This is a genomic window from Bengtsoniella intestinalis (assembly GCF_039719005.1).
Taxonomy (GTDB): Bacteria; Bacillota; Clostridia; order Oscillospirales; family Oscillospiraceae; genus Oscillibacter; species Oscillibacter intestinalis.
This window is the reverse complement of record NZ_CP133584.1, coordinates 1,850,638-1,865,878: the sequence shown is the minus strand read 5'-3', so window position 1 is coordinate 1,865,878 and position 15,241 is coordinate 1,850,638. Positions and strand designations below refer to the sequence as shown.

Here is a 15,241-nt window from a genome sequence, read left to right as displayed (position 1 = left end):
AAGTGCTTATTTTGCGTAGTCAACCACTTTGGTCTCACGGAGCAGATGCACCTTGATTTGACCAGGGTATTCCATTTCGTCTTCGATTTTCTTGGACAGCTCACGAGCCAGAATGACCATTTGGTCTTCGCTGACTTGTTCAGGTTTGACCATGACACGGACTTCACGACCAGCTTGGATGGCATAGGCCTTTTCCACGCCAGGGTAGGTGCCAGTGATGGTTTCCAATTGTTCCAGACGCTTGATATAGTTTTCCAAGTTTTCACGGCGTGCGCCAGGACGGGCGGCGGAAATGGCATCGGCGGCTTGCACCAAACAGGCCACTAGGGTACGAGGTTCCACATCAAAATGGTGAGCCTCAATGGCATGGATGATATCTTCTTTTTCCTTGTACTTACGGGCGAATTCCACGCCCAAAGCCACATGGGTGCCTTCCATTTCATGGTCAACAGACTTGCCCAAATCGTGGAGCAAACCAGCGCGCTTGGCAGCTTGCACATCGGCACCCAACTCTGCGGCCATCATGCCAGCAATGTGGGACACTTCCACGCTGTGTTGCAACACATTTTGACCATAGCTGGTGCGATAATGCAAACGACCCAGCATACGGGATAGTTCGGGGTGAAGATTTCGGACGCCAGTTTCAAAGGTGACGCGTTCGCCTTCGGCTTTGATAATGGTGTCCACTTCCTTGCGTGCCTTTTCCACCATTTCTTCAATGTGGGTGGGGTGGATGCGGCCGTCGGAAATCAACTTGGACAGTGCCAAGCGAGCCACTTCACGGCGCACAGGTTCAAAGCAAGAAACGGTGATGGCTTCGGGGGTATCGTCGATGATCAAGTCCACACCAGTCATGGTTTCGATGGTGCGGATGTTGCGACCTTCACGGCCGATAATGCGGCCTTTCATTTCGTCATTGGGCAGGGGCACCACACTGACGGTCATTTCTGCTACGCTATCTGCAGCGCAACGTTGGATGGCTTGTGCCACGATTTCTTTGCCACGCATATCCGCTTCTTCGCGCATACGAGACTCGATTTCTTTGATTTTCAAGGCGGTTTCGTGGGTGACTTCGGCTTCTACTTGGTCGATGAGGTAAGCCTTGGCTTCGTCCACGGTGAACCCAGAAATCCGTTCCAATTCGCTGAGCTGGGTTTCTTTCAGCTTGGCAATGGTTTGGTTTTCTTGGTCGGCATGTTGATGTTTGGAAGCCAGAGATTCTTCTTTTTTCTCTAAGGCTTCGGTTTTGCGGTCCATGTTTTCTTCTTTTTGTTGCAGTCGATTTTCTTGACGTTGCAGTTCAGATCTGCGCTCTTTGACTTCCTTTTCATACTCGCTGCGGTTTTTCAAAATCTCTTCTTTGGCTTCTAGCAGGGCTTCGCGCTTTTGAGACTCAGCACGTTTGATGGCTTCGTTGATGATGCGGGTTCCTTCTGCTTCTGCGCTGGAAATTTCCTTTTCGGACACGATTTTACGGTAGCGAATACCAAGAGGGAAGCCAACAGCCAGACCAACTGCCAGCGTAATTACGCCGGTGATAATCAGTTCAGTCACGGTTGTGGTTCCTCCAAAATTGTTAGTGTTGAGACCTGTTACGTCTCAGTCAAAATACATATAGAAAACAATCGCAAGGATACCCCTATCCTGCGGTCGCGGTTTAAACGTGTAGTTCCTTGTTTGAAACGTTGACCTTGCGACAATTGTCCATTTCTAGTTTAAAGCTTTTAACTGGTTATGTCAAGAAAAAGTCGCACCTTTTTGTGGTTTTTTTAGAAACTTTCCACAAATGGGCTGTAAAATCCTGTCAAACATCAATATGGGCGGCGGCGGCATACCCTAAATACGCACTAAAACCTACGCTATACCACCCATTTTGTGCGCCATATACGGTTACAGGGCTGTTTTTGGGCATATTTGCAATGATTGCGCCTGTATCGGCAGGATAGTTGCGTAAATTTAGGGTTCCAGAGGCAATATCCACTCGACCTTGCCGTTCGCCCCAAGGGGAAATAAATGGCAGGGAGAAGTAATCACACAGTCCAGCCACCAATTGAGCAGCAATGTCTTGGATGTGGCCAGCCACCCATGTGGCGTCGGCGTAATTGTCATGGAATCCAATTTCCATCAGCACCGACGGGGCTTGTGGTTGGCGCACTTCCCCTAGCGTGGTGGTCGACCGTATTTCTACCTTGCTGGGCAGGGGATAAATTTTCCGCAATTGTTCGCACAGTAGCTCTGCCCCCGTTTGCCTTTGGTGGAGGTGGGGTAGTAAAAGCCGATGATCCCTCGCGCTTGGCCTGCGCTAGATTCTGGGGCAGCGTTGGAATGGAGGGCGAGGTGGAAGTCGTAATAGCCAGCGTTGCTGTCTCGGATGGAGCTGGCGGCCGTCATGTCAGGGGTGTTGCGCTTGTAGGCGATGGTGTTGGCCTTGAGATAGGGAATCATGGCGTCTGCCACTAAATTCATATAATATTCTTCCGAGCCAGTGCCCGTGATATAGGGGTTCCACTCTTGGGTGGAGGGGCTGAGATAGAGGATGGGCATAGGAACACTCCTTTTTATAGGTTGGGTGTTCCAGTGTATGCAAGCTGTCATTAGATTGTGTAGGGGAGGGAGATGAACCGTGTAGGGCGGGGGCTTGCCCCCGCCGTTCCCCAGATATGCAAGCGCAGAAAAACGGCGGGGGCAAGCCCCCGCCCTACAATGTTTTAATCAAAATTCCAAAATCATATCGTTCCACTCAGCGCCGCCGTGGGTGGAGGCGGAGCGACCTTTGGACACATAGCCAAAAGATTCATAATATCCTTTGAGTGTGTCTTTGCAGGTTAAAATACAGCCTTTGCGACCTTCTTTTTTGGCGGCGTCAATCATAGCGTGGAGCATGGCACCACCAATGCCTTGTTTGCGGTATTGAGGCAAGGTGTTGATGCCGAACACGGTTTGATAAGCGCCGTTGGGATTGTGGCGGTTGGCGTCGTGGTAACAGGCATCGGGAATGACATCGCTGTCAATGACGGCACCGTTTAAAAATCCCACCAGAACACCGTCTTGTTCTACCAGCCAAAAATGGTCGGGGAATATCTCTAAACGTTGGGCAAAGCTTTCTTTGCTGGCGGCTTCGGCAGGAGGGAAGCAAGCGGCTTCAATGGCGGCGACAGCCTCTAAATCGGCAAGGGTGGCAGTGCGAATGTTCATGGGAATCCTCTTTTCTGTTGTTTTCTCCATTATACTACCTTATGACCAATAAAGCCAGTCCTTAAAAAAATAAATTATGAACTTTTTACAAATGGTATTGACATATCTCGAGAAGTGTTGTATAGTTTAACCATAAGAAGAGAGCGGAATCAAATGATTCCCAGCTCGGCCACTTCTTATTGAGCCCGTTTCGGCTGTCTCCTATGCGTCACCCATCAAATACGAATTGCCATCATTGTTATGAACTAGGAGGCCAAAGAGCCTCGCCGGCAAGTGTCATGGATTGAGAGAGTACAACGCAACGAGAGCAACCTCTGGGTAGAAACGGAATAGATGTAAAGTTGAGGTAACAAACGTGCTAGAAAATGAACAACAGAAGTAACCCCACCTATTCGTTGGAGATAGGTGGGGTTGATTTTTTTGTGGGAACGCGTGGGCGTTCTTTTTTTAGTCCCAACTATACTTAATGAGACCTGATGCTCGATTAGCCTAAGCTAATGTATAATATACAAAAAGCCGCTACCATCATTGTTTTGAGGGTAGCGGCTTTGATGCTTATTTCATTGGCTTGATGGTCTTTTCGATGTAATCAATTTCATCTGGAGTGAGGTTGTACTTTTTGTAAAGCTTATCATCTGTCCATGTCTCACCTAATGTTTGTGTGGGCACTAAACTAAACCTGTACTTTGTAGGCCTCGCCATCCCGCCGTCACTGCACATTAACCCAACTAAAAATCTGAAAAACTTTGTCCTTATATAATGATATGCATTAATAGTTTTATCTCTGCTCTTAGATGAATATAGCAATGCCCATGAGCCTGTGCATATTGAATTACTACCTATAGCATGTACATTAGATATAACTGTAGAGTTCTTATGTAATTTCTCCCCACATATCACCTTATAATCACCTATTTTATCCGTGCCTTTTTCAATATTCTCTTTGGCTGTGTATACGTAAGCTGGCTTCCCTTTATGCATATGTACAATTTTAATATTATTTGAATCGTCTATTTTATCAACTAAGGGCATTCCGAATCCTGTTGCTTTATTAAAGTTTGTTTCAACACCAAAAGGATTTGATGTCCCCACATTTTCTTGATAGCATTTAAAGTCTGAACTATTTAACACTTTAAGTACAATACTTTCTTCTGCTTTGTTTTTCAATATAATTGGCGTATTTCTTGCATTAATAGTATGCTGTTCCACAATATTTCCATTTTTTATCTCAGTAAATTGAATTTTTTGACAGTTACTGTTAAGTTTATCCACATTGAAAATATTTACATTTACATTTACACCCGTAAAAACTTCTCTATTTAATGGATAGCTAATTATCCTATTTAGGCCAGCACCTAGCATGTTTTCTCGTGTACTTTGCATATCATCTGATGTTAACCAATTATTTTTTACAATCATTGTTACAATTCTGCTAGAAACCTGTATACCTAGGTCAATAAACTTAGGATAAATGCTTCTGCTCCCATCTTGATACGGTGGGTTTCCGATTACTACGTCAAATTTCACTTCGCCTAATTCCTCCTTAATTAACTCTTTATAATCCGTGTTTTTATCTTTAACTTTCTGTATGTAATTTTGAATGTAGCGGATGTTGCTATCAGCGGTGAGCCTTCCGCAAACATTTCTCGTACTCAATAATAAGCAATTTTCGTTGATGGCTAGTCCATATAATTGGTTGGTATCTATGTGTTCTAACCTATCTTGCTCGTCTGGGTATGCTTCTATAAGGTCATCACAAGCCATCAACTTGTTACGGATTTCTTGCAGGTATATTCCACTTTTACAACAGGGGTCAAGGAATTTGGTGTGCCTGTTCCAAATTTCTGCAGGCAATGCTTCTATCATTTCAAGTGCGATTTTTTGCGGTGTAAATATGATATTGTCGCCCATTCGACTGCCAAATAATTCGTTGAATAAGTCCATTAAAAATCCTCCTTTCAAACTTTCGATTTACTCAATATACTTGTGCGCCTGTAAGTACGCATAATAAACTGGGCTATGCTGTTACACATAGCCCAGTTTAAATTCTTATACTTTGGTTGGTATCAAACCCTTGGTGTTAAAATCTAGGGGTCTCTTTGTTAAATCCACCTGATTGATAGGTTCATCAATGTCATCTGTTGCTATCTCTAGTAACTTTGTCACCTTATCACTATCAGTTAGTGCTTTGTTTTTCTCTAGCCAGTAGAACAGCATGAGGTATAAGTCGAGGTACTTTGTGGCAGGACTTCTGGCAGGATTGATGAAAAACATATTTTCAATTTTAGAGTGCATTGCATTAACCTGTGCTAAGTTGTAAGCACCCTTGGTATGTTTGCCAGGAGGTATTTGCTCATGATGTATGTGTTCTTTTTCGACAAAACTAATGTAAGCATTGTGACTATCTGTAACCAATACGGCATCATAGGGTATTCGGTCATTTAACGCTTTTGCTATGTCTTCACTTTCTGGTCTGCCTATACATATGGGACGAATAAACGTGCCGCCATTTCTATCTCGGCAGGTCACTATACACACCTGTTCATTACTAATTCCTCGCTTGTGTACATTTGATGATGCAAGGAGCTCCTCTAATTTAACTTGATCGCCTTGTAATTCTTGCCATAGACCATTGGTCATTAGGTATTCTATCTTCTCTTGACGGGTTCGATGGTGCCGTGGCAATCTACCAAGTGTGTAGACGAAGAATTTGGGGTCTCGTTTACCCTTGAATGATAGTGGTGCGTACTTTTCATCACATTCAATGATGGTCGATAGGTTATCTTGTTCACCAAACTCCTGCCTAAGTAGTTCGCACAACTTATGCTTGTTGTTTAGGACAGTCTTTTCCGTGCAATCTATCATTTCGGCAATTTGCTTGGCGGTTAAGTTTTGAACTATTCCTAGTAATAACCCCTTCCATTGTGAGGCTGATAACTTTGTGCGAAAGAGTGCCGTCCCTGTATTACTGGAGAATTTCTTGTTACAATCCTTACATTTATATATCTGATTTCCTGTTTTAGTCATACCTTTTTTGATGATAGCTATACTTCCACAACCAGTGCAGGCCATAGGTATGTTTTCAACTTTTTCATCTGTCTTACCTTTTGATGTTCCTGCCTTTTTAACTTCCAGTGCTGATAGCAACTGTAACATTTGTTCTTCAGTTAAACTATCAACGCTTTTCATTAACTCACTGAAAAAGTCGCTCATAGTCAGCCCTCCAAGTTGTTGCGGCTCACCATCCCTTCAGATGTAATTGAGGTTTCGCAATATCGCCTCCTTTTGAAGTGTCAGTGAACGCTGTTTGTATTTTGATGCTTGTTGTTCTAGCCTTGCCGCCTCCCTCTCACATTCTGTAGCTTCATCAAATCTATCCGCTAACTCTATTTTCAGATGCTCCTCAGAATCGTTGTTCTGTACCTGTTTCCGAGCAAGACTATTAAGGTAATAGTCTTTATCTTGAAGCATAGATGCAATGATAAGTCCCATAAGCCCTTTGTGCTGTGTCATACTGATTTGTTGACCTTCTTTATGCGTTGCCTTAATTTCATCCCACTCAATATCTGCTATGATTTCTACTCCCAATTTCTTGGCATATATCCGAGCCTCACAAGTAACTCGATTATTTGTAATTACCACTGGGATAGCGTTTATATTGTAGAAACGTGTCCCGGCATAAATTTCTTGAATAGGATGCTTGCCTAGTGGCTTGTTGTAATACTTACATTGAATTGAAAATGTATGTTTATTCTTAGATGTTTCAACTATAGCCACTATATCAACACCGCCATCATTGGCTTTAGTTCTACCAGCAGTTAAACCTAAATTTCCTAAAAAGTCGGTTACCTTATTCTCAAAGTCTAATCCTGATGTGCATCCTTTGAATACGAAGTCTGTTTCTCTATTGTTAGTGGTCTTTCCGCAGATGTCTTCCAAACTGTACATACGTATATGTCTCCTTGGTATTAAAGATTTAACTCAAAAAGATTTAAGTTATACTTCTAATATCTAGACGTACCCTGCTATAGTTGACGCATGAAACTAAAGACGTATGCATAGCATTTTTTTCTTAAAGTTAGCCGTTTTTTCATTAACATCAAATTGGATTTACAATTATTGGACTTCATGTTTGGGTGTAGGCATAAAAAATAGACACCCCTTTTCAGAAGTGTCTATTCAGCGAATATACAAGCAAATGAGTATTTATACAGAGATTATCCCAGGCCCCGTTATCTACAATTGGGACTTTTTTTATAGCCGTTTTTTGTATAAGTTCCATTCTGCACGGGTCATGGTATTGGAAGGCCTGCGGTGTTGTTTATTCCAGAGGCTGAGGGCAAAGGCCACCACAGCATGGCACGTCAACAGGATAATGGCCAAGGGAATGTTGTGATTAGAAACATCTGAAAAGAAGAAATAGCCCACCATGTGGTATGCCCAAAAGAGGGATATAATCGACACAATTACATGGTCGATTGCCCCAGAATGGACAGGCGATGGGGGTGTGCGTTGACGCAATACAGCAAACTCCACTTGGGTATGTTGGTGAAATATCCGTGACACCACTTTACCAGCAACCGTGACAACTTGGGCGATTTGACTGTTACGTAGTCTTTCACCTTGTCGTGCTTTGTCCACCAAGATAGATTGCGTGCCAGAACAAATCCCAACATCAGGGGTGGCATCACCACAAACAGCAAAATGATGCCCAAATATAAGGCTAAGCGTAGCAATATAATCATGGCAAGCCTCCTGATAGGAATGTGGGCGACGCAAAGCCGCGTTTATAAGTTTAATTTATCCCACCAAGGAGGCATATTCTGCTGCCACTTTTTCTTCGCAGCTACGCATAGCAAATAGGGTTTTTTCTAGCAATTCGTCCAAGCTCCACCCCAGACGCTCTGCCCCTTGGGCAATGACATCTCGGCTACAGCCTGCGGCGAATTTTTTGTCTTTATATTTCTTTTTCAAGCTGGAAAGCTCCATGTCTTGCACGCTTTTGCTGGGGCGCATCCGTGCGGCGGCACCGATGAGGCCAGTGAGTTCGTCGGCGGCAAAGAGCACTTTTTCCATCTCTAGCACAGGTTCGATGTCACAGCAAATGCCGTAGCCGTGGGCGCAGACGGCATGGATAAAGTCACCGCTGGCGCCCACTTCTGCCAATAATTCTGGGGCTTTGATGCAGTGTTGCTCAGGGAAAGAGCCAAAGTCTACGTCGTGGAGCAGACCCACAGTGGCCCAAAATTCAGTTTGGTCACCATAGCCCAATTCTTGGGCATACCAAGCCATGGTGCCTTCCACGGTTAAGGCGTGGAGGATGTGGAAGGGTTCTTGGTTGTATTTTTGCAAAAGGGCAAGAGATTCGCTGCGATTGGGACAGTCCATGGGATTACCTCCAGAATGTGATTTGGTATATTGTACCATTGTTGATGGTGTTTGGCAAGGCGGTCACCTGCCGGTGGGGCATTCTTTTTGTATCGACAAAAAGAATCAAAAAACGATTTTTTCACGACGACTGCGGTCGAGTGAAAAAAGGGGGTTTTTACGAGGGCTCATCGCTGGAGTGCCACGCTCGCTTGAACGGCACCGAGTGACCTGATTTGACTCTGCATGACCTATCGGGCTTCGCCCTGTTGCGATGTTGCAGAAAGATAGTGCCATTTCTTGGGCGTGCCTAGGGTGTGGGTGTGGTGTGGTGCGGTGGTGTTGGGAAACACGGGCGACCGCAGGTCGCCCCTACAAAGGTGCCAGCACCACCCAACATCAAGCTGACCGCAGGTCAGCGCCCCCCCCAACGCCACCGCACCCATCGACGTCCACAATCTTAGGCACCTTAAATGCGTGGTACAATGTCATTGTACGAGAAATGTGCGGCAGCAATCAGCGTTGGTTCGCGCATCCCACATGATAAGCCGAACGGGTGTGAGCCAGATGCCCCAATAGCACCGCACCCACTCACACCTACAATCCGTATACAATGGGAGCACGTGAGACAGATGACCACGCGTGGGCATCTGCCACGTGCAAGATTTTTTGTTTCTTTTGCATCTTTGCAAAGTAATGCCCGCGCGGCGAGCAGCCCCACGGGAGTGGGAAAAAAAAGCCCCTGCGGCAGCAGCCCCCACGGGAGTGGAGAAAAAGTCTATCAAAAGAAAACTCCCACAGGGTGAAGGAAATTGCTGTACTGTAAAAGAAAAAACGGAATAGCCAAAGGCTACTCCGTTTTAAAAATCTTATTCAGCCACGAAGACATCTTTGCCTAAGCCACAGATGGGGCAGACATAATCGTCGGGCAGGTTTTCGAATGCAACACCGTCGTTTTCGGCAGGGTCGTATACGTAACCACAGGGTTCACAGGTATATTTCATGAGAAATTGCCTCCTTATTTAGAATTTGGGATTAACCGAAGTAGCGAGCCAGCAAACCAGCAAATGCTTTGCCGTGCCGAGCTTCATCACGAGCCATTTCGTGGACGGTGTCGTGGATAGCGTCCAGGTTAGCGGCCTTAGCCAGCTTAGCCAGTTCAAACTTGCCAGCGGTAGCGCCGTTTTCAGCGTCAACACGCAGTTCCAAGTTCTTCTTGGTGGAGTCGGTCAGAACTTCGCCCAGCAGTTCTGCGAACTTTGCAGCGTGTTCTGCTTCTTCGTAAGCGGCCTTTTCCCAGTACATACCGATTTCGGGATAGCCTTCACGGTGAGCCACACGAGCCATAGCCAGATACATACCAACTTCGGTGCATTCGCCAGCAAAGTTAGCGCGCAGGCCTTCCATGATTTCTTCAGATACGCCAGAAGCCACACCCAGAACGTGTTCAGCAGCCCAGCTCATTTCGCCAGCTTGTTCGTTAAACTTTTCAGCGCCAACATGGCACAGGGGGCATTCAGCAGGAGCGGAGTCGCCTTCGTGAACATAACCGCACACAGAACAGATAAACTTCTTCATAATAATTTCCTCCGTAAATAAGTAATATTTTTGTTAGGATTTGTAATCCTTAATCTTAGTTTCTGTATTCAGTATAACAGATTATTTCCATCTGTGAAGTGGTAATTGCAACAGTTGTAAAAATATTCAAATGTTTTTAGATTAGTTTCTGCTAACTGTATTTGTGAAAGTTTTGGCATTAAAAAGTTAGTGAAAACTAATTTTTGGTGGAAGTTGGACGGGCTAGAGGGAGAGGGGAGGAACGGAGCGACGAGGGCATCGCTCCCTACGGTGTGGGGGAGGAAATGGTGCAATTTGAGACCCGTAGGGCGGGGGCTTGCCCCCGCCGCATCCGATGTATGGGGAAACGGCGGGGGCAAGCCCCCGCCCTACGTATAGACAAGAATACAGGGAATGGTAAAAACCATTCCCTGTATTTTGAAAATTACATAGTCCTTATTTCTCGTCAGCCTTTGCTTGGGCAATGGCCTTTTCTTGAGCGGCTGGAGGGCAGTCGTCATAGCGGGTAAATTCCAGAGTGAAGCTACCACGGCTTTGGCTCATAGAGCGCAGGTCGATGGCATAGGTGCTCATTTCGCCCATGGGCACTTCGGCTTCGATTTCTTGAAGCCCATCGCCACAGGGCAGAGTGCCCATCACGCGACCGCGACGCTTGTTCAAATCGCCCATAACATCGCCAGTGTAGGCATCAGGGACGATGACTTTCAGTTGACCGATGGGTTCCATCAGCACAGGGTTGGCTTGTTCGATACCAGATTTGAAGGCCAGAGAAGCGGCGGTTTTAAAGGCCATTTCAGAGGAGTCAACGGGGTGATAAGAACCGTCCACCAGAGTGGCTTTCAAATACACCACAGGGTAGCCAGCCAGAGGACCCTTGCCGACGCTGTCACGCAGACCTTTTTCAACGGCAGGGAAGAAGTTCTTAGGCACAGAACCACCCACCACTTTTTCGGTGAACATCAGTTCTTCTTGATCCATTTGTGGGCTGAATTCAATCCATACGTCGCCGAATTGACCGTGACCACCAGATTGCTTTTTGTGACGACCTTGGACCTTGACAGTCTTGCGGATTTTTTCACGGTAAGCAATACGGGCAGGAGAGAGGACGGTTTCCACGCCAAAGCGAGATTGTAACTTGGCACGAATCACATCCAGATGGATGTCGCCTGTGCCAGAGAGCACCAATTGCTTGGTTTCAGCGTTGTTGACCACAGAGAAGGTCAGGTCTTCTTCAGCCAGTTTGTTCAAACCAGCGGCAACCTTATCTTCTTGGCCTTGGGTTTTAGGTGCAATGGCTTGGGTGTAGCAAGGTGTGGGGAAGGGGATGCCACGCAGGGTCAAAGGTGTGACGGTGGTGCAGATGGTGTCCCCAGTTTTCAGCTTTTCCATCTTGGACACAGCGGCGATATCGCCACAGCATACTTCCTTGACTTCGATGGCCTTCTTGCCACGCATGGTGTACAGGTGACCCAACTTCATGGTGTCGCCAGTACGGGGGTTGGTCAAGGTCATGTCGGGGGTAATCTTACCAGTGACAACCTTGAAATAGGAGTAACGACCATATTGGTCAGAGGTGGTTTTGAATACGAAGGCGTAAGGTGCGCCATCTTCAGTCAAAGCGATGTCTTTGATGACCCCTTGGTCATTGGCGCCGTGACGGCAGGGCACGTCCACAGGGTTGGGGAACATGCGCACCACAGCGTCTAGCATAGCCACAGTACCAAGGCCGGTGTAACCACTGCCGCAGAGCACGGGGCACAGTTGCAAATCACGGATACCGTCATGCAAACCTTGGAACACTTCTTCTTGGGTGAAGGCTTCGCCTGCAAAGAATTTTTCCATTTTTTCTTCGCTGGTTTCTGCCACGGATTCGCACAGCAGACCGTAGAATTCTTCCAGAACGTCTTCTTTGCCAGCAGGGATGGGCACTTCTTTACGCTTGCCCTTGCCGTCCATCACGTACGCCTTACGGGCAGGGATGTCTAGCAGGGTGTTGATTTGTTTTTCTTCGTCCCAGATGGGGATGACCACAGGGGCGATGGTGTGCCCAAAGTGAGCACGCAGGTCAGCCAAAGCGGTGTTGAAGTCAGCGCCGTCTTCATCTAATTTAGAGACGTAAATAGCACGGGGCATATCACGGTCGATTAAGTATTTCCAAGCTTTTTCGGTGCCAACAGACACGCCACCCTTGGCGGTGCACACGATGATGCCACTGTCAGCCACACGCATGGCTTCCAAAGCTTCGCCGCAGAAGTCGAAATACCCTGGGGTATCTAATACGTTAATTTTACAACCGTTATAATCAATGGGAGCCACCGTCAAAGACAGCGAAATTTTACGCTTGATTTCCTCTGGATCGTAGTCGCAGATGGTGTTGCCATCGGTAACCTTGCCCAAGCGATCGGTGCCACCAGTCAGGTATAGCATGCTCTCTACCAGAGAGGTCTTGCCACTCCCGCCGTGGCCTAGTAAGCAGATATTGCGAATTTCCTTTGCAGTCATATGATGTGTTCTCCCTTCGTTTTGCTGTGAATAAAATTGCTGCCGTGGTGGAGCCTGCCACCATCGGCTTATCTACAGTATATACGAATTTGGAAGCAATTACAAGATGTTTTTGTATAAAATCACACGAAAAGTTAAATGCGAAACGAATGATTTGGTTGATTTGTATAAATATTTTTACGATATTTGGAAAATGTGCCAATTGCGTAAAAAAACGTGCTACAACATAACGTTGCAACACGTTTTTTACAAATGTTTCACGCTTTGCCCCCGTATGGCCACAGGCACTGACCACAGCAAAATGAAAAACAGAAGGGCTAGGGGAGAGAGCAGGCTGTAGGAGCCTAAAAACACCAGATAGTAGCTTAGCACCAAGCCAGCAATGCTGCCCAGCAAGCCAAAGGCGGTGGAGCTGAGGGTGGCGGCGCACAGACGACGACTGCCCACCACCATACGGGCATAGGGGAGCAAACCGCCACGCAGTAATAGGGCGTGAGGGATGTCGTTGGGGTCAGAGGTTTCCTCAGACAAATCAATCCGCTCTTGCAGATAGGGGTAGTCGATGATTTGACGGGAGTTGAATTTACGGTGCAGTAGCGACGGAGTCACGTTGGGGTCACGGGTGGCAAGGATGGGGGCAATGCGACTGCGTCGCATCAGCTTCAGCGCAACATCCACGTGCTCAGAGGGTTGATATTTCACGGCAAATACAGCGGAAAGTTTGCCTTCCACTGCAAGGAAAATACCTGTTTTCAGGTTCAATCCACCGGGGATAGCCACGTCCATTTGTCGCATAAATGATACTGTGCCAAGGAGGATTTCACGGTGATCCATCCGCCCACGGTAGCCGCCTTCTTCGCAGAAGGCAAAATCCTCTACAATATAATAGGTGCCGCTTTCACTGCGAGAAAGATTGTCGAACAGCTTCCCGAGACCTGTGCCAGCACGGCGTGTGATGGAGGCGGCATAGGAGGCCACACGGGTCAAATCCTCATCAAAAAGTTTGTAGCCATTGAGTGCCATGGTGCCAGTGGGGAACAGGTCACCATCGGTGACAATCATGGTGCGCTTGCGACTGATGGCGCGTGCGCCAGCATAGCCAGCCACGGCGCCGCCGCTTTTTTGCAAAATAGCAGAGAGGTGTCCCCATGGCAGATTCCATGCCAACACCAACGCTGGGTTGGCGCAGGCGCAGAGAATGGCGGAGAGATTTAAGGAAAAGTCATAGTCTCGCGCCTGCCCTTGGGAGGCCAGAGTGGCCGCCAAAAAGGAGCCCACTAAAATTAAGGGTAAAACAATGGATTGCACTTGGGTGGCAAAGTCGCTTTTTTCGGCACAGGTGTAAAACCCTTGGACTTTGCCCTGCCGTTTGCCAGCCCCAGAGGGCAGTTGGGTCACCAAGAACGGTGGTTGTTCGTCCAAGGCGGCGGTGCGATACATTTCATACTGTCCACGGTGGCCTTGGCGCACGCCCCACAGAGCCAGCACCAGCGATACACCGCATACCACACCATATAAAGGCGCGTCGCTACGGGGCAATTCTAGTATAATGCGCCCACAGTCCGCCATAGACACCACCATCGCAAGGGTGATTAGAATCTCCATGGTCAGCCGTCCTCGCCGTAATTGGCGGAAGCCTTGGGTGATTACACTGCCACACAAAAGACTAAGTAGTGCCAGCCAACCAAAGGTGATGGCGCTTTGCATCAACAAGTCCCCTGTCCAATAGGGGATGGTCAAGCCGTAAAATTCTAAATAGTGCACCACTGGCAACACAAGGCAGACCAGCACAGCCCAAAAGTTACAGCGATGGGCATAGGCCACACGCTTGCGGTGCTTCACCGCTTGAGCGCTACAATCTGGTTCAGGCTCAGGCTCTGGTTCTTCGTATTCGTCAAAAATAGGCTGGGTTTCCTCTTGCAAGCGGCGAGAAAACAGCCCACGCTTGCGCTTTTGCAAAATGGGTTCTACATCTTCGTCTAAAAAACCGCCTACGGTGGCCCCTACAGAGGCTTGGGTGTTTAAGGGGGTGAAGACAATGGGTGCTTCTTTCTTTGGTTTTTCAAAATCTTCAGGGGTAAACCCTTGTTCGTCCAAGGGGTCGTCGCGGTCAGGCTCGTCGTCTTCTTCGGGCACCAGCGCGTGGTAGAGTTTTTGGGACAGTTGGTCAGGACTGGGGGGAGCCACCCGTTTGCCAGCCCCCATATGTTGGGAAAATACTTCGTCAGGCGTTTCTGCCTCAGGTTCATCCGTGGCGGCTTCGTCCTCGGCGAAGGGGTCGCTATCGTCATAAAGGGTCTCTTCCGCAGCCACGCCTTTGTCAGGGAATTGAAGCCGTTTGCCCTCGGGCGCTGGCTTGGCGGTGGGGAAGGGGTTTTGGTGTTGATGGGGCGTTAAGGGCAGTTCATCTGGCTCGTTGGCGGCGGTCTGTTCCACTTGGTGGAGCAACCGCTGGGCACGGCTTTCGCCATACTCGGCCAAAATGTCCTCTAGGGATACAGCATCCAACTCTGGCTCATAGGAGACGCCAGAGCCGCGCTTGGGTTTTGATTCATGTTTGCCTGCCATGGGATGGGGTCTCCTTTCGATGAGCTAATGC

At 47.5% G+C, this 15,241-nt stretch carries 13 protein-coding genes; all 13 read right to left on the bottom strand.

The features are described 5' to 3' along the window. Window positions 1-6 precede the first annotated feature (6 nt). Window positions 7-1,554, bottom strand: coding sequence for a ribonuclease Y (rny, locus tag RFF05_RS09000; protein WP_409970013.1), 1,548 nt, complete (start codon window positions 1,552-1,554; stop codon window positions 7-9). Window positions 1,555-1,804: 250 nt separating this feature from the next. Then, window positions 1,805-2,218 (bottom strand): SH3 domain-containing protein, encoded by a 414-nt coding sequence (locus tag RFF05_RS08995; protein WP_409970012.1) that lies wholly within the window; start codon window positions 2,216-2,218, stop codon window positions 1,805-1,807. Next, the gene (locus RFF05_RS08990) at window positions 2,185-2,544 is read right to left on the bottom strand and encodes a hypothetical protein (protein WP_409970011.1); all 360 of its coding nucleotides are present in this window, start codon (window positions 2,542-2,544) and stop codon (window positions 2,185-2,187) included. Before RFF05_RS08990 ends, RFF05_RS08995 begins: the two co-directional genes overlap by 34 nt. Window positions 2,545-2,712: 168 nt before the next feature. Further along, window positions 2,713-3,195, bottom strand: coding sequence for a GNAT family N-acetyltransferase (locus RFF05_RS08985; RefSeq protein ID WP_409970010.1), 483 nt, complete (start codon window positions 3,193-3,195; stop codon window positions 2,713-2,715). A 555-nt stretch (window positions 3,196-3,750) separates the two neighbouring features. Beyond that, window positions 3,751-5,139, bottom strand: coding sequence for an Eco57I restriction-modification methylase domain-containing protein (locus RFF05_RS08980; protein WP_409970009.1), 1,389 nt, complete (start codon window positions 5,137-5,139; stop codon window positions 3,751-3,753). A gap of 105 nt (window positions 5,140-5,244) precedes the next feature. Then, the gene (locus RFF05_RS08975) at window positions 5,245-6,408 is read right to left on the bottom strand and encodes an IS1595 family transposase (RefSeq protein WP_409970008.1); all 1,164 of its coding nucleotides are present in this window, start codon (window positions 6,406-6,408) and stop codon (window positions 5,245-5,247) included. 36 nt (window positions 6,409-6,444) lie between these two features. Beyond that, window positions 6,445-7,143 carry a restriction endonuclease gene (locus RFF05_RS08970; RefSeq protein WP_409970007.1) on the bottom strand — a complete coding sequence of 233 codons (699 nt, stop codon included), beginning with the start codon at window positions 7,141-7,143 and terminating at the stop codon, window positions 6,445-6,447. 518 nt (window positions 7,144-7,661) lie between these two features. Continuing rightward, on the bottom strand, window positions 7,662-7,940 hold the full coding sequence (locus tag RFF05_RS08965; RefSeq protein WP_409970006.1) for a hypothetical protein: 279 nt from the start codon (window positions 7,938-7,940) through the stop codon (window positions 7,662-7,664). A gap of 55 nt (window positions 7,941-7,995) precedes the next feature. Further along, entirely contained in the window at window positions 7,996-8,583 is a 588-nt protein-coding gene (locus RFF05_RS08960; protein WP_409970005.1) for a hydrolase, read from the bottom strand. A gap of 848 nt (window positions 8,584-9,431) precedes the next feature. Next, on the bottom strand, window positions 9,432-9,566 hold the full coding sequence (locus RFF05_RS08955; RefSeq protein WP_409970004.1) for a rubredoxin: 135 nt from the start codon (window positions 9,564-9,566) through the stop codon (window positions 9,432-9,434). A 31-nt stretch (window positions 9,567-9,597) separates the two neighbouring features. Then, entirely contained in the window at window positions 9,598-10,140 is a 543-nt protein-coding gene (locus tag RFF05_RS08950; protein WP_409970003.1) for an NADH peroxidase, read from the bottom strand. Window positions 10,141-10,575: 435 nt separating this feature from the next. Beyond that, complete coding sequence (locus RFF05_RS08945; protein WP_409970002.1) at window positions 10,576-12,642, bottom strand: elongation factor G; 2,067 nt, start codon at window positions 12,640-12,642, stop codon at window positions 10,576-10,578. A 246-nt stretch (window positions 12,643-12,888) separates the two neighbouring features. Further along, entirely contained in the window at window positions 12,889-15,210 is a 2,322-nt protein-coding gene (locus tag RFF05_RS08940; RefSeq protein WP_409970001.1) for a hypothetical protein, read from the bottom strand. Between the last annotated feature and the right edge of the window lie 31 nt (window positions 15,211-15,241).

Bases quoted from the DNA above. Each gene is read 5' to 3' on its own strand.
- RFF05_RS08990 (WP_409970011.1), bottom strand. From the start codon at position 2,544: ATGCCCATCCTCTATCTCAGCCCCTCCACCCAAGAGTGGAACCCCTAT.
- RFF05_RS08985 (WP_409970010.1), bottom strand. From the start codon at position 3,195: ATGAACATTCGCACTGCCACCCTTGCCGATTTAGAGGCTGTCGCCGCC.
- RFF05_RS08980 (WP_409970009.1), bottom strand. From the start codon at position 5,139: ATGGACTTATTCAACGAATTATTTGGCAGTCGAATGGGCGACAATATC.
- RFF05_RS08975 (WP_409970008.1), bottom strand. From the start codon at position 6,408: ATGAGCGACTTTTTCAGTGAGTTAATGAAAAGCGTTGATAGTTTAACT.
- RFF05_RS08970 (WP_409970007.1), bottom strand. From the start codon at position 7,143: ATGTACAGTTTGGAAGACATCTGCGGAAAGACCACTAACAATAGAGAA.
- RFF05_RS08965 (WP_409970006.1), bottom strand. From the start codon at position 7,940: ATGATTATATTGCTACGCTTAGCCTTATATTTGGGCATCATTTTGCTG.
- RFF05_RS08960 (WP_409970005.1), bottom strand. From the start codon at position 8,583: ATGGACTGTCCCAATCGCAGCGAATCTCTTGCCCTTTTGCAAAAATAC.
- RFF05_RS08955 (WP_409970004.1), bottom strand. From the start codon at position 9,566: ATGAAATATACCTGTGAACCCTGTGGTTACGTATACGACCCTGCCGAA.
- RFF05_RS08950 (WP_409970003.1), bottom strand. From the start codon at position 10,140: ATGAAGAAGTTTATCTGTTCTGTGTGCGGTTATGTTCACGAAGGCGAC.
- RFF05_RS08945 (WP_409970002.1), bottom strand. From the start codon at position 12,642: ATGACTGCAAAGGAAATTCGCAATATCTGCTTACTAGGCCACGGCGGG.
- RFF05_RS08940 (WP_409970001.1), bottom strand. From the start codon at position 15,210: ATGGCAGGCAAACATGAATCAAAACCCAAGCGCGGCTCTGGCGTCTCC.